The sequence below is a fragment of the Citricoccus sp. CH26A genome (assembly GCF_000224415.1).
In the GTDB taxonomy this organism is placed as follows: Bacteria; Actinomycetota; Actinomycetes; order Actinomycetales; family Micrococcaceae; genus Citricoccus.
Genome location: NZ_AFXQ01000021.1, coordinates 1 through 17,404, shown reverse-complemented (window position 1 = coordinate 17,404; position 17,404 = coordinate 1). Strand labels below are relative to the sequence as shown.

21 protein-coding genes are annotated in these 17,404 nt (G+C 72.6%); 15 read left to right on the top strand and 6 right to left on the bottom strand.

Annotated elements, in window-relative coordinates:
* Positions 1–34: 34 nt before the first annotated feature.
* Complete coding sequence (locus CITRI_RS19685; RefSeq protein ID WP_157998929.1) at positions 35–190, bottom strand: hypothetical protein; 156 nt, start codon at positions 188–190, stop codon at positions 35–37.
* Between the two features lie 274 nt (positions 191–464).
* On the opposite strand from CITRI_RS19685, the gene CITRI_RS0112215 reads away from it, so the two are divergent.
* From CITRI_RS0112215 to CITRI_RS0112145, 15 genes are all read left to right on the top strand, one after another.
* A complete protein-coding gene (locus tag CITRI_RS0112215) occupies positions 465–1,415 on the top strand; it encodes a VOC family protein (protein ID WP_010145123.1) in 951 nt (316 codons plus the stop codon).
* A 164-nt stretch (positions 1,416–1,579) separates the two neighbouring features.
* Positions 1,580–2,026, top strand: coding sequence for a 30S ribosomal protein S16 (rpsP, locus tag CITRI_RS0112210; protein ID WP_010145122.1), 447 nt, complete (start codon positions 1,580–1,582; stop codon positions 2,024–2,026).
* Positions 2,027–2,028: 2 nt separating this feature from the next.
* Positions 2,029–2,268 (top strand): RNA-binding protein, encoded by a 240-nt coding sequence (locus tag CITRI_RS0112205; RefSeq protein WP_029139284.1) that lies wholly within the window; start codon positions 2,029–2,031, stop codon positions 2,266–2,268.
* A 143-nt stretch (positions 2,269–2,411) separates the two neighbouring features.
* Entirely contained in the window at positions 2,412–2,969 is a 558-nt protein-coding gene (gene rimM / locus CITRI_RS0112200; RefSeq protein WP_010145120.1) for a ribosome maturation factor RimM, read from the top strand.
* Complete coding sequence (gene trmD / locus CITRI_RS0112195) at positions 2,966–3,685, top strand: tRNA (guanosine(37)-N1)-methyltransferase TrmD (RefSeq protein WP_010145119.1); 720 nt, start codon at positions 2,966–2,968, stop codon at positions 3,683–3,685. The genes rimM and trmD overlap by 4 nt, the downstream gene beginning before the upstream one ends.
* 243 nt (positions 3,686–3,928) lie before the next feature.
* On the top strand, positions 3,929–4,303 hold the full coding sequence (rplS, locus tag CITRI_RS0112190; RefSeq protein ID WP_010145118.1) for a 50S ribosomal protein L19: 375 nt from the start codon (positions 3,929–3,931) through the stop codon (positions 4,301–4,303).
* A gap of 119 nt (positions 4,304–4,422) precedes the next feature.
* A complete protein-coding gene (gene lepB / locus CITRI_RS0112185; protein WP_010145116.1) occupies positions 4,423–5,028 on the top strand; it encodes a signal peptidase I in 606 nt (201 codons plus the stop codon).
* 34 nt (positions 5,029–5,062) lie between these two features.
* Positions 5,063–5,803, top strand: coding sequence for a signal peptidase I (gene lepB, locus CITRI_RS0112180; RefSeq protein WP_010145115.1), 741 nt, complete (start codon positions 5,063–5,065; stop codon positions 5,801–5,803).
* 56 nt (positions 5,804–5,859) lie between these two features.
* The gene (locus tag CITRI_RS0112175) at positions 5,860–6,606 is read left to right on the top strand and encodes a ribonuclease HII (protein ID WP_010145114.1); all 747 of its coding nucleotides are present in this window, start codon (positions 5,860–5,862) and stop codon (positions 6,604–6,606) included.
* Positions 6,603–6,929, top strand: coding sequence for a DUF2469 domain-containing protein (locus CITRI_RS0112170; protein WP_010145113.1), 327 nt, complete (start codon positions 6,603–6,605; stop codon positions 6,927–6,929). The genes CITRI_RS0112175 and CITRI_RS0112170 overlap by 4 nt, the downstream gene beginning before the upstream one ends.
* Before the next feature lie 115 nt (positions 6,930–7,044).
* Positions 7,045–7,449 (top strand): YraN family protein, encoded by a 405-nt coding sequence (locus tag CITRI_RS0112165; protein ID WP_141566095.1) that lies wholly within the window; start codon positions 7,045–7,047, stop codon positions 7,447–7,449.
* Positions 7,446–9,044 carry a YifB family Mg chelatase-like AAA ATPase gene (locus CITRI_RS0112160; protein ID WP_237709060.1) on the top strand — a complete coding sequence of 533 codons (1,599 nt, stop codon included), beginning with the start codon at positions 7,446–7,448 and terminating at the stop codon, positions 9,042–9,044. The genes CITRI_RS0112165 and CITRI_RS0112160 overlap by 4 nt, the downstream gene beginning before the upstream one ends.
* Complete coding sequence (gene dprA, locus CITRI_RS0112155) at positions 9,041–10,285, top strand: DNA-processing protein DprA (RefSeq protein ID WP_010145109.1); 1,245 nt, start codon at positions 9,041–9,043, stop codon at positions 10,283–10,285. The genes CITRI_RS0112160 and dprA overlap by 4 nt, the downstream gene beginning before the upstream one ends.
* A gap of 104 nt (positions 10,286–10,389) precedes the next feature.
* Positions 10,390–11,481 carry a tyrosine recombinase XerC gene (locus CITRI_RS0112150; protein ID WP_010145107.1) on the top strand — a complete coding sequence of 364 codons (1,092 nt, stop codon included), beginning with the start codon at positions 10,390–10,392 and terminating at the stop codon, positions 11,479–11,481.
* Positions 11,482–11,714: 233 nt separating this feature from the next.
* The gene (locus CITRI_RS0112145) at positions 11,715–12,218 is read left to right on the top strand and encodes a DUF3145 domain-containing protein (protein WP_029139283.1); all 504 of its coding nucleotides are present in this window, start codon (positions 11,715–11,717) and stop codon (positions 12,216–12,218) included.
* A gap of 114 nt (positions 12,219–12,332) precedes the next feature.
* Here the strand turns inward: CITRI_RS0112145 and CITRI_RS0112140 are convergent, their stop codons facing one another.
* The 5 genes from CITRI_RS0112140 to CITRI_RS0112120 all read right to left on the bottom strand — a co-directional run.
* Complete coding sequence (locus CITRI_RS0112140; RefSeq protein WP_010145105.1) at positions 12,333–13,580, bottom strand: beta-ketoacyl synthase; 1,248 nt, start codon at positions 13,578–13,580, stop codon at positions 12,333–12,335.
* A gap of 144 nt (positions 13,581–13,724) precedes the next feature.
* A complete protein-coding gene (locus CITRI_RS0112135; protein ID WP_010145104.1) occupies positions 13,725–13,970 on the bottom strand; it encodes an acyl carrier protein in 246 nt (81 codons plus the stop codon).
* Between the two features lie 105 nt (positions 13,971–14,075).
* Entirely contained in the window at positions 14,076–15,131 is a 1,056-nt protein-coding gene (locus tag CITRI_RS0112130; RefSeq protein ID WP_010145103.1) for a beta-ketoacyl-ACP synthase III, read from the bottom strand.
* A 55-nt stretch (positions 15,132–15,186) separates the two neighbouring features.
* Complete coding sequence (locus tag CITRI_RS0112125) at positions 15,187–16,119, bottom strand: ACP S-malonyltransferase (RefSeq protein WP_029139282.1); 933 nt, start codon at positions 16,117–16,119, stop codon at positions 15,187–15,189.
* A gap of 137 nt (positions 16,120–16,256) precedes the next feature.
* The coding region (locus CITRI_RS0112120) for a helix-turn-helix domain-containing protein (RefSeq protein WP_010145101.1) at positions 16,257–17,404 on the bottom strand (1,148 nt) is incomplete at its 5' end.

The window sequence follows — 17,404 nt, the reverse complement described above, 5'->3', positions numbered from 1 at the left end:
GGGCCGATGGACCGGTACCGGTGCGGACAGACGGTCAGCGCACGCCCTGGGCGTGGGCTGCCGGTTCCTGGTGGGGGTGCTGCCGCATGTACTCGTCGAGCACGTACACGATGGGCACCTGATGGGCCGCGGCGATGGACCGCAGGTCGATGACGGTGGCGTGGATGGGGATAGGCGGTAGGCCGCTCACGATGGTTCTCCTGGGGATAGGGGTGTCAGTGCCTCGGTGATGAGGCGTGCATCGCAGATGGCGGGATCCGGCGGACCGGTCTCGCCACCATTGAAGCCCGAGAACGTGCAGTTGGCCAGCAACAATGCGGCAACGGTGGGATCACGGGGAGATGGTGGTCACACCCGGGTCACGGCGGAATAGTTGAAGCATCAACTGTGTTGTGAGGGGAGACGGCGCGGTTCCGAGAGGGCGGCGCCGGACCCCCGTAGCCGAGCAGATCCAGGAGCCCAGCATGTCCCTCACCGTTGACCCCGCGACCGCCTCACAGAACCACCGGCCCATCAGCGGCCGGCCCGTGGACGAGTTGCTGCCGGCCGGCCTGGCGATGGGCATGGTCACCCTGAGGACGGATGACGTCCCGCGGCTGCGCGCCTACTATGAGCAGGCCCTGGGCCTGGTGCCGGTGGCAGAGGACGGCCCCAACGTGGTCCTGGGCCGGGCCGGCGTCCCCCTGGTCGGCATCGAGGAGGCGCGCGGCCTGAAGCTCCCGGCCGAGGGCGAGGCCGGGCTGTACCACGTGGCCATCCTCTTCGAGCAGGCCGCCGACCTGGCCGCGACCGTGTACTCCGCCCTGCGCCACGACCCGACGAGGTTCGTGGGCAGCTCGGACCACTACGTGTCCGAGGCGTTCTACTTCCAGGACCCGGACAACAACGGCATCGAGCTCTACATCGACCGCCCGCGCGAGACCTGGAGCTGGCGCGCCGACGGCCAGGTGGAGATGGCGACCGTCTACCTGCCGTGGGACGGCTTCCTCGACACCCACCTCACGGAGGACGCCGTGGCGGGCCTGCGGACCACGCCGGCCTCGGTCGGTCACGTCCACCTGCAGGTCGGCGACGTGCACCAGGCCGAGGACTTCTACGTCAACGAGCTGGGCTTCGAGAGGACGACGACGCTGGGTTCGATGGCGCTGTTCGTCTCCGCCGGTGGGTACCACCACCACATGGCCATGAACACCTGGAATTCCACCGGCGTCGGGCCGCGCCGCAACACCCTGGGCCTGGGCAGCGTGGAGCTGACCCTGCCGCGGGGTGACGGCCTGGAGGCCGCCGAGGACCGGCTGAGGACCGCCGGGCGCGCCGTCCAGCGCACCGACCGGGGCCTGGAGGTCCGCGACCCGTGGAACACCCTGCTGGTGCTGTCCGAGGCCGGCTCCGCGGACGCTCCCTCCTCCGAATAGGAGAATCCGCCGCGAATCTGGCAGAATGTACGGGTACTGAACCGCCGTCCGGGCGACCCTCTATCCACCGGGCGGTCGTTCTGTCAGCAGGGCAGGGACCCGTGCCAACCCCACGGCCGGCTCCCGCGCTGCGCCCAGACCAAGAACCAGGAGCTACCACACCCGTGGCCGTTAAGATCCGTTTGAAGCGCTTCGGCAAGATGCGCGCACCGTTCTACCGTATCGTCGTCGCCGATTCCCGCACCCGCCGGGACGGCCGGGCGATCGAGGAGATCGGCAAGTACCACCCCACCGAGGAGCCCTCGTTCATCGAGGTCAACTCCGAGCGCGCCCAGTACTGGCTCTCCGTGGGCGCCCAGCCCACCGAGCAGGTCATGGCGCTGCTGAAGATCACCGGTGACTGGCAGAAGTTCAAGGGCCTGCCGGGCGCCGAGGGCACCCTGAAGTCCCCCAAGGCCAAGGAGCCCTTCGTGGCCCCGCAGAAGGGCTCGGTCATCATCCCCGAGGCCATCACGCCCAAGAAGGACGCCGCCGAGGCCCCGGCCGAGGAGACCACCGAGGCTCCGGCCGAGGAGACCACCGAGGCTCCGGCCGAAGAGAAGTCTGAGTGACCATGCTGCAGGAGGCGCTGGAACACCTGGTCCGGGGAATCGTGGATTCGCCCGATGACGTCCAGGTCGACCTGCGCACCAACCGGCGCGGCGAGGTCCTCGAGGTCCGTGTGGACCCCGCAGACCTCGGCCGCGTCATCGGCCGCCAGGGCCGTACCGCCACCGCACTGCGCACCGTCCTGGACGGCCTGGCCGGCCACCCGGTCCGCGTGGACGTGGTGGACACGGACCGCCGCCGGTAGCCACCGGTCGGTCCCGCCCCGGCCCCCTGGCCGGTTGCATGACATGATGGCCCGTGTCCGGATCCGTCCGGGCGCGGGCCATTGCCGTCCCCGGGCCGGATCGTCCGGCCGCCCCCGCACCACCAGTGAGAGGAACCCGCGCCATGCCCGAGAGCACCACCAGCCCACAGGACAGCGTCCGCGTGGCACGGATCGGGAAGCCGCACGGCATCCGCGGTGACGTCACCGTGCAGCTCTACACGGACGACCCGGAATCGCGCTTCGTGCCCGGGGCCGTGCTGGAGGGCCGGAGGGGCTCCGGCGGCCGGGACGGGAACCTGACCGTCGTCCGGGCGCGCTGGAACAAGGACATCCTGCTGCTGGCCTTCGACGAGGTCACCGACCGCAACGGTGCCGAGCAGCTGCGCGGCACCGAGCTGTTCGCCGCCCCGGACGAGCCGGGGGAGGACGAGGGCTGGTACGAGGAGGACCTGATCGGCCTCTCCGTCGTCGTGGACGGTGCCCGCGTCGGCGCCGTGAGCGGCCTGGTCACCGGCGAGGTGCAGGACCTGTTGCAGGTGACGCTGGACTCCGGGGCCGAGGCCCTGGTGCCCTTCGTGGAGGAGATCGTGCCGGAGGTCGACCTCGATGCCGGCACCGTCACCCTGGACCCGCCGCCCGGGCTGCTGACCCTCAACGAGCAGGAGCCCGGACAGCCGTGAGGATCGACGTCGTCACCATCTTCCCGGAGTACCTCTCGGCCCTGGACGTCTCGCTGATCGGCAAGGCCCGCCGCGACGGGCTGCTGGACATCCACGTCCACGACCTGCGCGAGCACACCGTCGACCGCCACCGCACCGTGGACGACACCCCGTACGGCGGGGGCGCCGGCATGGTGATGAAGCCCGAACCATGGGCGCTGGCGCTCGAGTCCATCGCCGAGGCCGGCCGCGCGTCCTCCCTGGACCGTCCCGTCCTGCTGGTCCCGACCCCCTCGGGCCAGCCGTTCCGTCAGTCCCTGGCCCAGGAGCTGTCCGGCGCGAGCCACCTGGTGGTGGCCTGCGGGCGATACGAGGGGATCGACGAGCGGGTCTTCCACTGGGCGCGTGAGCTGTTCGACGTGCGCCTGGTGTCCCTGGGCGACTACGTCCTCAACGGCGGCGAGGTCGCCGCGCTGGCCATGATCGAGGCCATCGGCCGTCTGGTGCCCGGAGTGGTCGGCAACCCCGAGTCCCTCGTGGAGGAATCGCACAGCGACGGCCTGCTGGAGTACCCGGTCTACACCAAGCCCGCCTCCTGGCGCGGACACGAGGTGCCCGAGGTGCTGCTCTCGGGAGACCACGGCCGGGTGGCCGCGTGGCGTCACGCCCAGCAACTCGAACGCACCCGGGACCGCCGCCCCGACCTGTTGCCCGCCTCGGAGGTCGACGCCGGTTGACGCGGGCCGCCGGCTGATGCCGGTTGGATGCCGGCACGCGGATCTGGCATAATAGGCCGCTGTGTCAACTGGACATCCGACCTGCCACAGGGGGCGGATGCCGACAGTATGGCCAGCCGGCGCCCAGCAGGGGTGGACCGGTCGACAGCCTGGGCACGCCCATCCCGTCACCCCGCACCGGGGTCACGGCCGGCGTGCCACCGATCACGTGGATGACCTGTGGCGTCCACCAGGAGTATCAGCATGCATATCCTCGACTCCCTCGATGCAGCCTCGCTGCGCAACGACGTCCCCGACTTCCGTCCCGGCGACACCGTCAAGGTGCACGTGAACATCGTCGAGGGCAAGACCGCCCGCGTCCAGGTGTTCCAGGGCTTCGTGATGGGCCGCCAGGGCCACGGCGTCCGCGAGACCTTCCGCGTCCGCAAGGTCTCCTTCGGCGTCGGCGTGGAGCGCACCTTCCCGGTGAACTCCCCGGTCATCGACAAGATCGAACTCGTCACCCGCGGTGACGTGCGCCGCGCCAAGCTGTACTACATGCGCGACCGCCACGGCAAGGCCGCCAAGATCAAGGAGAAGCGCGACTTCGCGACCTCCAAGGGCAACAAGAAGGCCTGATCGGCCCCCACGTGCCTGCGTCGCCGCGCATCGGGCGCCGGTCCCCGTCGGGGGGCCGGCGCCCTTCGCGTACCCCGGCCCGCGCCGGCCGTCGTCGGGCCCCGCGCTGGGCCCTGCCCGTGGCCGCGGTGGTCGTCGCGGCGGTGCTGGCCTCGGCCCTGCTGCGCAGCACCGTCGCGGAACTGTACCTGATCCCCTCCGGTTCCATGGAGCCCCTGCTGCGGCAGGGGGACCGCATCAGCGTGGACCGGGAGGCCTATGCCTCGGCCCCGGTGGAGCGTGGCGACGTGGTGGTGGTGGACGGCGAGGGCAGCTTCGCCCCCTACGACTCCCGTCCGGCCCCGGTGCGATGGGGCGGCGACGCCCTGCAGTGGCTGGGGCTGGCCCCGGACACCACCGCCTACGTCAAGCGGGTGGCCGGCGTCGGGGGGGACACGGTGAGCTGCTGTACGGCGGCCGGGCTGCTCGAGGTCAACGGTCGCCCGGTCCCCGAGCACTACCTGGCCGGCCCGCCCCCGGCCTCGCGGATCGAGTTCACCGCCGAGGTCCCGGAGGGCCGGTTGTTCCTGCTGGGGGACAACCGGCACGCCTCCGAAGACTCGCGGTCCCTGCTCGGCGCCCCCGGCGGCGGGATGATCCCGGAGTCGATGGTCATCGGCAAGGTCGATGCCGTCGTCTGGCCCCCCGGCCGCCGGGACGGCGTCCCGGCGGGGGACGGGCGGTAGAGTGGACAGCCGGACCAGCGGAGAGGACAGCGAGATGGCCCAGGACAGCAGCGACGGAACGGCCACCCAGCCGTCCTCCGGTCGTCGGATCTGGCTGGCCGTACGCGAGATCGTCCTGATCGTCCTGATCACCATCCTGGCCTCGTTCCTGGTCAAGACCTTCCTGTTCCGCGCCTACTACATCCCCTCCGGTTCGATGGAACAGACCCTCCAGGTCAACGACCGGATCTTCGTCAACCTGCTGGTGCCCGGTCCCTTCGAGGTCGACCGTGGAGACGTCATCGTCTTCCAGGACACCCAGGGCTGGCTCGGTGAGCCGGCCCCGGAGCCCGCCAACCCGGTGCGCGAGGGCCTGGAGTTCATCGGCCTGATGCCGGACTCCTCGGAGCAGCACCTGGTCAAGCGCATCATCGGCATGCCGGGGGACCGTGTGGAATGCTGCTCGGACACCGGCCTGCTGACGGTGAACGGCGAGCCCGTCGAGGAGCCGTACCTGCACCCGGGGTCGGCGCCCTCGGACATCCCCTTCGACGTCACCGTCCCGGAGGGGCACGTCTGGGTCATGGGCGACCACCGCGATGCCTCCGCCGACTCCCGCGTACACCAGCAGGGACCCGGCAACGGCTTCATCAGCCTGGACGACGTCACCGGACGCGCCGAGGTGATCGCCTGGCCGCTCAGCCGCTGGGGAGACGCCGGCGGCGACCGGGACGCCTTCGAGTCCGTCCCCGATCCGGACCCGGCGCTGGCCGGTGCCGGCGGCGGGACGGAATGAGCACGCCAGCACCCACCCGCACCGGCCGGCCGTCCGCAGGCCGCCGGACCGTGACGATGCCAGGCCTGGACGTGGAGTCCTCGCTCGTGGCCACCCGGCTGACGGGTGACGCCGCGCCCGGGGCCCTGGTCGCCGGCATGGACGAGGTCGGCCGGGGGGCCCTGGCCGGGCCGGTGAGCGTCGGCGTGGTGGTCGTGCGCCTTCCCGACGCCGGCCCCGTGCCCGGGGTGCGCGACTCCAAGGTCCTGAGCCCCGCGCGCCGCGAGGCGCTGGTCCCGCAGGTGCTCGCCTGGGCGGCCGCGGCCGCCGTCGGGCACGCCGAGCCGGCCGAGATCGACCGGTACGGGATCACCGCGGCCCTGGCCCTGGCCGGGCGCCGGGCCTGGCACCGCGTGGTCCAGGACCTGGGGACACCACCGGACGTGGTGCTGCTGGACGGCCGGGACGACTTCCTGCCCAGGGCGCCGCTCGACGCGTGCCGCGCCCTGTCGGCCGGGCCGGGCCGGGTGCACCTGCAGGTCAAGGCCGATGCGACGTGTGCGACCGTGGCCGCCGCCTCCATCCTGGCCAAGGTCGAGCGGGACGGACTGATGACCCGGCTGGCCCGGGAACATCCCGTCTACGGCTGGGAGGGTAACAAGGGCTACGCCGCGGCCGGCCACCGCCAGGCCCTCATCGAGCGCGGCCCGAGCCCGCACCACCGGTTGAGCTGGCGGCTGGTGCCGGAGCCGGTGGCCGCCGAGCAGCCGGTCCTGTCATGGGACGTCCCCGGTGAGGGGACCGGGGGAGAATGGACGGCATGAGCGGCGACGAACTCGAGAACTACGAAGCCGAGATGGAGCTCCAGCTCTACCGGGAGTACCGGGACGTGGTCGGCCTGTTCCGCTACGTGGTGGAGACCGAGCGCCGGTTCTACCTGGCCAATGCCGTGGAGCTCACGGCGCGGTCCGAGGGCGGGGAGGTCTTCTTCGAGGTGCTCCTGGAGGATGCGTGGGTCTGGGACATCTACCGGACCGCCCGGTTCGTCAAGCGCGTGCGGGTCCTCAGCTTCAAGGACGTCAACGTCGAGGAACTGCCGCAGCGCGACGACCTCCAGTTGCCGCAGGACGGTCCGGCGCTGGGCTGATCCGCCCCGCCCGCTCCTCCACACCCCGCCCCCTGACGGCCTCCATCCCCAGTCGATCCCTCCCGGGGCCCACGCTGCCCCCGCCCGCGTCAGGCTGGGTGGTGGAGGTGGAGCAATGGAACACTCTGCAATGTCGCGCACCGGATCCGGGGCATCGGCGGCCCACACGGCGCTCGGCCGGTTCGGCGAGGACGTGGCCGCACGGTGGCTCGAGGACCAGGGCTACCAGCTGGTCGACCGCAATTGGCGCGGCACGGGCGGTGAACTGGACCTCGTGGCGATCCACCAGGGCTGGTGGGTGGCCGTGGAGGTCAAGACCCGTCGGGGTACCGGCTTCGGCCACCCGTTCGAGGCGATCAGTCCCCGCAAGCTCAGACGCCTGTACCGGCTGGCGCACCAGTGGGGTGCGGCCCATCCGGAGGCGGGGAGGCTGGCGGGCTGGCGGGTGGACGCCGTCTCGGTGCTGCTGCCCTCCGGCGGGGGACTGAGCGTCGAGGTGCTCCGGGACGTCCGGCCATGAGCAGGGCACCGGTCATGGGCCGGACCCTAGCCGTCGCCCTGACCGGCATGCACGGCCACCTGGTGGAGGTGGAGGCGGACATCGGCCAGACGCTGCCGGGGTTCGTCCTGCTGGGCCTGCCGGACCAGTCCCTGCAGGAGAGCCGGGACCGTATCAAGGCCGCCTCCCGGAACTCCGGGCTGCCCCTCACCCGGCGGCACCTCACGGTGAACCTGGTGCCCGCGGCCCTGCACAAGCGGGGGCCGGGCTTCGACCTGGCCATCGTCATGGCCTCGTATGCCGCGGACGGCCAGGTGCGCCACGTCGACGGCCCAGTGTTCCTGGCCGAGCTCGGCCTGGACGGCAGGCTCCGCCACGCCCCGGGCATCCTGCCCAGCGTGATGGCCGCCGTGGATGCCGGTTACCCGGAGGTCGTCGTCGCCCAGCAATCCGTGGACGAGGCCAGCCTGGTCCCCGGGGCACGGGTGCGGGGCTACGGGACACTCCATGACGTCATCCGTGCCTTCGGTGGCGTACCGGAGGCGCCCCCGCTCACCACCGTGATGCCCCCGGGGCCGGCGGCTTCGGTCGGGGACCGACCGGGCACCGGTGCGGACGCCGCGGACGGGGCCTGGGCCGGTGCGGCCGCAGACCTGGCCGACGTCTCGGGACAGTACGAAGCACGGTTCGCCCTGGAGGTGGCGGCGGCCGGGGCCCATCACCTGTTCCTGGAGGGTAGCCCGGGTGCCGGCAAGACGATGCTGGCCGAGCGGCTCCCCGGGATCCTGCCGCCCCTGGACGACCGCACGGCACTGGAGGCCACCGCGGTGCGGTCCCTGGGCGGGGGAGCCCGGGAGGTGACGGGCCTGGTCCGCAGCCCACCGTTCCAGTCTCCCCACCACTCGGCCTCGATGGCATCACTGGTCGGGGGCGGCACCGGGGTGGCCCGGCCCGGGGCGGCCTCCTTCGCCCACGGCGGGGTGCTGTTCCTGGACGAGGCCCCCGAGTTCGACCGGCGTGTCCTCAACGCCCTCCGCCAGCCGCTGGAGTCCGGGACGGTCACCCTGCACCGCTCCGGCGGGACGGTGCGCTACCCGGCCCGTTTCCAGCTGGTGCTGGCGGCCAACCCCTGCCCGTGCGGGTGGGGAGCCGGCCGCGGGAGCCGGTGCCGGTGCACCTCGCTCCAGCGCCGGCGGTACTCCGGCCGGTTGTCCGGTCCATTGCTGGATCGCGTGGACATCCAGGTGACCGTGCCCGCCGTGGATGCCTCGGCGCTGACCTCGGGTCCGGCCGGGGAGGACTCGGCCACCGTGCGCGAGCGCGTGCTGGCGGCCGTGCGGCGACAGCGCGAGAGGCTGGCCCCGCTGGGGCTGACCCGCAACGCGCATGCTCCCGCCACCCTGCTGAGGGACGGCCCGCTCGCCGTGGACCCCCGAGCGCGCGCCGCCGCGGATGCCGCCGTGGACCGGGCCGAGCTCACCGCCCGTGGTCACGCGCGGGTCATGCGCTTGGCCTGGACGGTCGCCGACCTGCGGGGAGCGGACCGGCCGGGGGCCGGGGACGTGGACACGGCCCTGTACCTGCGCCGCCGTACCGAGGGCGAGGAGGCCGCGTGAGCACCGGGCTGGCCGGACACGGTGAGCGCATCGCCCGGGCCGCGCTCACCCGGTTGGTGGACCCCGGGGATGTCCTCGGCCTGTCCGCGGTCCGGGTATGGGGTGCTGTCCGGGCCCTCGACCTCCTCACCGGACGGGACCAGCCGAGCGCGGACGAGCGCCAGGAACTCTCCCTGTCCTTGCAGTCCGCCGGGATCCCGCTGACGAGCCGGGGCTGGCGGAACGGGCGGGAGCGCTGGAACGCCCGGTCGGGGACGCTCGCCCCGGAACGCGACCTGGACACGCTGCACCGCCTGGGCGGTGGCCTGCTCATCCCCGGCGACCCGGGGTGGCCGCCGGCCGTCGAGGACCTCGGGCCGGCGGCACCGGTGGCGCTCTGGTACCGCGGGACCGGGGGGATGCCCCGGGCGGAGAGGACCCTGGCCGTCGTCGGCAGCCGGGAGGCGAGTGCCTACGGTCGGACGGCGACCCGCATGCTGACCGGGGGGATCGGTGCACGTGGGATCACGGTGATGTCCGGCGGCGCCTACGGGATCGACGCCCTCGCCCATCAGACGGCCCTGGGTTCCGGCACGGGGGAACCCGCCACGGTCGCCGTACTGGCCGGCGGACTCGACCGCTTCTACCCGGCCGGCAACGAGCAGCTCCTGCGGGACATCGCCTCGAGTGGACTGCTGCTGTCCGAGATGTCCCCGGGGACCAGCCCCACCCGGCACCGCTTCCTCCAGCGCAACAGGCTCATCGCCGCACTGTCCGGGGCCGTGCTGGTGGTCGAGGCCCGCTGGCGATCCGGCGCGCAGAACACCGCGGGCCATGCCCTCGGACTGGGCCGCGACCTCGGCGTGGTCCCCGGCCCCATCACCTCGGCCACCTCGGCCGGGTGCCACCGTCTGCTGCGGGAGTCACCGGCGGTGATCGTCACCCAGGTCGAGGAGGCCCTGGAACTGCTGCCCGGAGGCCCGGTGGCCGGATCCGGTCCGGGCACACCGGGGGGAAGGACCCCGGGAACCGGGCCCGCCGGTGGATCCGGTGGCGCAGCGGACGACCGGCCGCACGACCACCTGACCGTGGAGGAGCTGCTGGTCTACGAGGCGCTGCCGTTGCGCAACGCGGCACCGGTGGACCGGCTCTGCTCGGTGGCCGGGCTGGGTCCCGGGACCGTCCTGGGAGTGCTCCAGAAGCTGCACCGCCAGGGCCTGGCGGACCAGCAGGCGTCCGGGTGGCGGCGGAGATCCGGTTAGTCCGGACCGATCGGTGGCAGAGTGGGACCATGTCCGCCACACCAGGTGCCGCCACCCCGGGACGCTCCCGCCCCCCACGGCTGTCGCAGCGGGACCGGTCCTGGGTGGAGGGGTTCGCCGAGTACCTGATGCACGAGCGGAACCGGTCCCCGCAGACCGTCCGCGCCTACCTCTCGGACCTCGAGGGTCTGGTCCGGGACATCGCCGGACACGCGGGCCTCCCGGTCCAGGACGGTGCCCTGCCGGACGTCCTGGGGGAGATCGACCTGCCGGACCTGCGCGGGTGGCTCGGCCGCCTGTCTCTCACCGGGCGGTCGCGTTCCACGCTGGCGCGCAAGGGGGCCTCCGTGCGCGTCTTCATGGCCTGGGCGGTCCGCGAGGGGCACCTGGAGCAGGACCCGTCGCTCCGGCTGACCTCCCCTAAACGGGCCGCCACCCTGCCGGATGCCCTCAGTGCCGATCAGGCCGGACGGCTGCTGGACGCCGCGGGGCAGGCCGCGGGGGCAGGAGGGGGCCGGGCCGCGGGGCAGGAACCACACCGGACCGAGGAACGGGAACCGCGACGTGCGGCGGACCGTCAAGCCGGGCCCGGCCCGGGGCCGGTGGGGGCTGAGGAGGCGCCGGGCACGCACCGCTCAGGACCCCTCACCGTCGAGGAGGCCCGCCGTCGCGCCGTCGCGCTGCGTGACGCCGCGATCCTCGAACTGCTCTACGCCACGGGCCTGCGGGTCTCGGAACTGGCTGGACTGGACCGGGCGGACGTGGACCACGAGCGGCGCACCCTGAGGGTCACCGGCAAGGGCGGCAAGCAACGCACCGTGCCCTTCGGGGTGCCGGCCGGGACCGCCCTGGGCCGGTGGCTGGACCAGGGCCGGCGACACCTGGCGGTGGACACCGGCTCCGAGGGATCCCGTCACGAGGACCCGCTGTTCCTCGGCGTGCGCGGGGGGCGCCTGGGCGTGCGGCAGATCCGGGAGATGGTGAACACCGCCCTGACCGCCCTGGGGGACACCTCCGCCAGCGGGCCGCACGTGCTGCGCCACACGGCCGCCACCCATCTGCTGGACGGCGGCGCGGACCTGCGCAGCGTGCAGGAGCTGCTGGGCCACTCCTCGCTGCAGACCACCCAGCTCTACACCCACATCTCCATCGAACGGCTGCGCGAAGGGTACCGCCAGGCACATCCGAGGGCGTGAAGCCCCGACCGGCGCGTCGCCCACACCGCGGTATTGGCCCACGTGACGTTGATGATGCACAATGGTGCGGAGTAGCACACGAGGGAAATTCGCAAGGCTGACCTCGGACGCTTGCCGAGAACTGAACATCGAGAGGACATGCGGCGCTGGTCGCATCCTCCGGGAGCCGGAACAGGCTCCGACGCCTGTGGGGTCGTTGGGGAAGACGTACCGCACAGCACTGGGAGGAACGTATGTCTGAAACCATGGTCCGTGGAATTCTGTACATCCACTCGGCCCCTGCCGCACTGTGCCCCCACATCGAGTGGGCCGTGGGGTCGGTTCTCGGTGCGCAGGACCGCCTGGAATGGTCGGCGCAGCCGGCCGCCCAGGGCGCCTACCGTGCCGAGATCGGGTGGACGGCGGCCCAGGGCAGCGGTGCCCGGCTGGCCTCGGCGCTGCGGGGGTGGGCCCACCTGCGGTATGAGATCACCGAGGAGGCCTCGCCGGGCTGCGACGGCAGCCGCTGGTCCCACACCCCCGAACTGGGCATCTTCCATGCCACCACGGACGTCACCGGCAACATCATGGTCTCCGAGGACCGGATCCGCTACGCCTACGAACAGGCCAACGGCGATCCCTCAGCCGTCTTCCACGAACTCAGCCTGGCCCTGGGCGAGGCCTGGGACGAGGAGCTCGAGCCCTTCCGCCAGGCCGCCGACGGCGCCCCGGTGCGCTGGCTGCACCAGGTCGGCTGACCGACCGCACCCCACCACGCCTTCCAGTCACGACGAGGCCCGCCAGGATCACCTGGCGGGCCTCGTCCCGTGTGCCGGTCGGCGGATGCGCCGGATCGTCCGGCCGCGGCGTGATCAGACGCTGCGGAAGACGGAGACGGCGTTGTGGCCGCCGAAGCCGAAGGAGTTGTTCACGGCGACCCGCTGACCCTCGGGGAGCTGGCGGGGAGTTCCGGTCACCACGTCCATCGGGATCTCGGGGTCCTGGTTCTCGAGGTTGATCGTCACCGGTGCCTGGCCGTGGTAGACCGCCAGGACCGAGAGCACGGACTCGATGGCCCCGGAGGCGCCCAGCAGGTGCCCGGTCTGGCTCTTCGTGGCCGAGACGGGCACACTGTCCAGGTGCCCGGCGAACACGGACTTCATCGCCAGGTACTCCGGCCGGTCACCCACCGGGGTGGAGGTCGCGTGGGCGTTGACGTGGCTGACGTCCTCGGGGGAGGCCCCGGCGGACTCGAGGGCTGCCCGGAGGGCACGGGCGGCACCCAGGCCCTCAGCCTCGGGAGCAGTGATGTGGTACGAGTCCGAGGTCACGCCGGATCCGGCCAGTTCGGCATAGACCCGGGCGCCGCGGGCACGGGCGTGCTCCTCGGACTCGATCACCAGGGCGCCGGCGCCCTCACCGAGCACGAAGCCGTCACGGTCGCTGTCGTAGGGGCGGGAGGCGCGCTCCGGCTCGTCGTTGCGGCGGGAGAGCGCCTGCATGGCCGCGAAGGCGGCGATCGGCAGCGGGTGGATGGCGGCCTCGGTGCCCCCGCAGACCACGACGTCGGCCTGTCCGCTGCGGATCAGCTGGAGGGCCAGGTCCATGGCCTCGGTGCCGGACGCGCAGGCCGAGACGGGGGTCCGGGCCCCGGCGCGCGCACCCAGGTCCAGGCTGATCGCGGCCGCGGGCCCGTTGGGCATGAGCATGGGGACGGTCATCGGCAGCACGCGGCGCGGACCCTTGTTGCGCAGGGTGTCCCAGCCGTCCAACAGGGTCCAGACGCCGCCGATGCCGGTGCCGAAGGCCACGGCGAAGCGATCCGGGTCCACGGTGCCCTCACCGGTCAGGCCCGCGTCGGCCCAGGCCTCGCGGGCGGCGACCACGCCGTACTGCGTGGTGGGGTCCATCCGCTTCATCTCGACCTTGGTGAGCGAGTCGGCCACGGGCGAGCTCAGCTGGGCGGCGAACGTCACCGGCAGCTCGTACTCGGCGACCCAGTCCTGTTCCAGGGGGCGGGCACCGGGCGTTCCGGCCAGGGCGTTCCGCCACAGGGTGGGGACGTCGCCGCCGATCGGTGTCGTGGCACCGAGCCCGGTGATCACGGCTGTGCGGTTCATGTGTCTGCCTTCGGTCGTCAGGGTCGGTGGACCCGGAAAGTGAGTCGGGGCCGGCTGGGTCGCAGGCGGCCGGGGTGGTGGCGACGGCCGGTCAGGGGGTCTGGTCCGCTGGGGACTGGACCCCCTGACCGCGGCCGGCCGGTATCAGGCCTGTGCGGCCGCGATGAACTCGACGGCGTCGTTCACGGTCTTGAGGTTCTTGACTTCCTCGTCCGGGATCTTGACGTCGAACTTCTCCTCGGCGTTGACCACGATGGTCATCATGGAGATGGAGTCGATGTCCAGGTCATCGGTGAAGGACTTCTCCAGCTGGACCTCTTCGGTCTCCAGGCCGGTCTCCTCGTTGACGATCTCGGCCAGTCCGGCGAGGATCGCTTCCTTGTCTGCCATGTCAGGCTCCTTTCGGGACGCACTCGTCCACTGGGGTGGTAATCGGTGGTGTTCGGGATACTCCGTCGTCCGGCGGACGAGGAGGTCTGTGGGGCGGTCCCGGGCTCAGGGGAGCCGGACCACCTGGGCGCCGTAGACGAGCCCGGCGCCGAAGCCGATCTGCAGGGCCAGGCCGCCGCTGAGGGAGGGGTCCTCCTCGAGGACGCGGTGCATCGCCAGCGGGACCGAGGCCGCCGAGGTGTTGCCGGTCTCCTTGATGTCCCGGCCGATGGTGACCGTGTCCGGGATCTTCAGCTGCTTGGCCAGCTCGTCGATGATCCGCTCGTTGGCCTGGTGGGGCAGGAAGGCCGCCAGGTCGCCCGGGGCGATGCCGGCCTTGTCGAGGGCCTCCTGGGCCACCTTGGCCATGGACCAGACCGCCCAGCGGAACACGCTGGGGCCGTCCTGGCGCAGGGTCGGCCAGAGCTTGTCATCGGGGTTCGTCAGGGCCGAGACGTCCCCGGTCCGACGCGCGGTCTCGGCCGCATCGCGCAGGTCCAGCAGGGACCGGGTCATGCTCACGGTGTCCCAGCGCTCCCCGTCCGACCCCCACACGCTCGGGGCGATCCCGGGCTCGTCGGACGCGGCGATCACGACGGCGCCGGCCCCGTCGCCCAGGATGAAGGAGATCGAGCGGTCGGTCTCGTCGATGACGTCCGAGAGCTTCTCCGCCCCGACCACCACGACGTTGCGCGCCATCCCGGACCGGACCAGGGCATCGGCCTGGGCCACGCCGTAGCAGTACCCGGCGCAGGCGGCGGAGATGTCGAAGGCCGGCGCCGGGGTGGCGCCGAGGTTGTGGGCCAGGGCGGCGGCCACGGAGGGCGTGGCATACGGGGAGGTGACCGTGGAGACGATGACGGCGTCGATGTCCGCTCCGGTCAGCCCGGCCTTCTGCACGGCCTCCTGGGCGGCCTCGGTGGCCAGGTCGAGCAGGGAGGTGTCCGCGTCGGCGCGCCGACGGGTGACGATGCCGGTGCGCTTCTGGATCCACTCGTCGGAGGAGTTGATGGGACCGGCGATGTCGTCGTTGGTCACCACCAGGTTGCCGCGCGCGGCCCCGACGGACAGGATGCGGCTGCCGGTGGCCGGCACGTACTGGTTCAGGGTGGGGGTGGTCATCTGGTCCTCGACGTTCTGCTGGAGGTCTGGGCGTGCGGTGCGGGCGGGAGCCCGGTCACTCGTGGGTGGTGGTGTGCTCGGCGATGAATGCCCGGGCGGCGTCCAGGTCCTCCGGGGACTTCAGTGCGAGCGTGGGCGTGCCCTTCAGGGCGCGCTTGGCCAGTCCGGTCAGGGTGCCGCCGGGCAGCAGTTCCAGGATGCCGGTCACGCCGGAGGCCTGCAGGGTCTGCATGCACAGGTCCCAGCGCACGGGGCGGGTGACCTGGTCCACGAGCCGGTCCACGACCTCCCGTCCGGATCCCACGGCCTCGCCGTCGCGGTTGGACAGCAGCGTCACGGCAGGGTCGGCGGGGGACAGCCCGTCCGCGAAGGCCTTCAGGTCCGGCACGGCCGTGGCCATGTAGGGGGTGTGGAAGGCGCCGGCCACCTTCAGGGGGATGACGCGGGCCTTGGCCGGCGGTTCGGCCGCGAGCGCGGCCAGGGACTCCAGCGAGCCGGCGGCGACGGTCTGGCCGCCGCCGTTGGCGTTGGCGGGGACGAGCCCGTGGGCTGCGAGCGCGGCGAGCACCTCGTCCGGATCGCCACCGAGCACCGCGGACATGCCGGTCGGCTCGGCGGCCGCCGCGGCGGCCATGCCGGTGGCACGGATGCGGACGAACTCGAGGGCCTCGGCGGGGGGCAGCACGCCGGCCAGCGCGGTGGCGGTGATCTCACCGACGGAGTGCCCGGCCGCGACCCACCCCTGCGCGGGGAGATCCTGGAGGCCGAGGGCGCGGGCGGAGAGCAGGCCGGCCGCCACGATGAGCGGCTGGGCGACGGCGGTGTCCTTGATCGTCTCCTCGTCGGAGACGGTGCCGTGGCCGGTCAGGTCGACGCCGGTGGCCGTGGACCACTCGGCCAGCAGGCCGGACATCCCGTCCAGTTCCAGCCAGGGCGCCAGGAACCCGGGGGTCTGGGAGCCCTGTCCCGGGCACACGATTGCAAGCATGCCCTCTACTGTGTCAAAACCGTGACCTGGTTCCGGGGCGGTAGCGGTACCAAGCTCCGCGCGTCGTTTTAGAGGATTCCTACAAAGGCCACGGGTCGCTCCCGCCGCCCGGCCGGAGCCCCCGCGGGGGTTCGTCGCTAGCCTGCCTCGTCAGGAGGGTATAACCGGCCCACGGCGAGCGCGGTCTGCAGCACGTAGGCGTCCCGCGGGTTCAGGGGGTCCCAGCCGGTGATCTCACTGACCCGGCGCAATCGGTAGCGCACGGTGTTGGCGTGGATGAACAGCTCCCGGGCGGTGCCCTCCAGGGAATGGCCCAGCTCGCAATAGGTGTCCACGGTCTCCAGCAACGAGTTGCCGGCGGCCTGCAGGGGGGCGTGGACCCGTTGCACCAGCGTCTCGACCGCGGTCTGGTCGCCGTTCAGCGCCCGCTCCGGGAGCAGGTCCTGGGCGTGGGTGGGTCGCAGCGCGCGCGGCCACGCGGCGGCCGCGGCCAGTCCGGCCAGGGCCTCCCGGCCGCTGCGGTGCGCTTCCACGAGGGAGTCGGTCACCGGGCCGTAGACCACGGGCCCCTCGCCGAACCAGGGACTCAGGGCACCGGCCGCCCGCGTGGGGTCGCCGACCCCCCCGAGCACCAGCACGAGCCGTTCGGCCTGGACGCCGACCAGGATGTCGAATCCCGAGCGGGCGGCGGTCCGCCGCATCCCGGACAGCCGCGTGGGCAGCTCCGCCTCCGGAGTCCGGCCGGCCATCACCATGACGGACTTCCCGCCCTTCCAGCCCGCGGCCGCGGCCCGGGAGAGGATCTCGTCCGGTCCCTCCCCGCGCAGCACGGCGTCGAGCAGCACCGCCTCATTGCGGCTGTCCCAGGCGCCCCGGGTCTCCGCGGCGCGGGCGTAGACGTCGGCCAGGGCGAAGGCGATCTCCCGGGAGTACCGCAGCACCGCCTCGCGGACCAGGGTCTGGTCGCGGTCCTGCACGATGCCCGGCACCTGGGCCTCGACCACGTCGACCACGGTGCGGATCAGCTGCAGGGCCCGCTGCAGGCTGATCGAGCGGGTCAGCTCGGTGGGCGCCCCGCCGAAGACCTCGCCGAGCACCGTGGTCATGGTCGTGGAGGGCCGCTCGAACCAGGACAGGAACCCGGTCAGGCCGCGCTGGGCGATCAGCCCCAGGGAGGACCGCTCGTCCGGGGTGAGCTGACGGTACCAGGGCAGCGTGTTGTCCAGCCGCTGCAGGGTGGCCGTGTTGAGTGCCCCCAGGTGGGCCCGGAGACGGCGCAGGGACT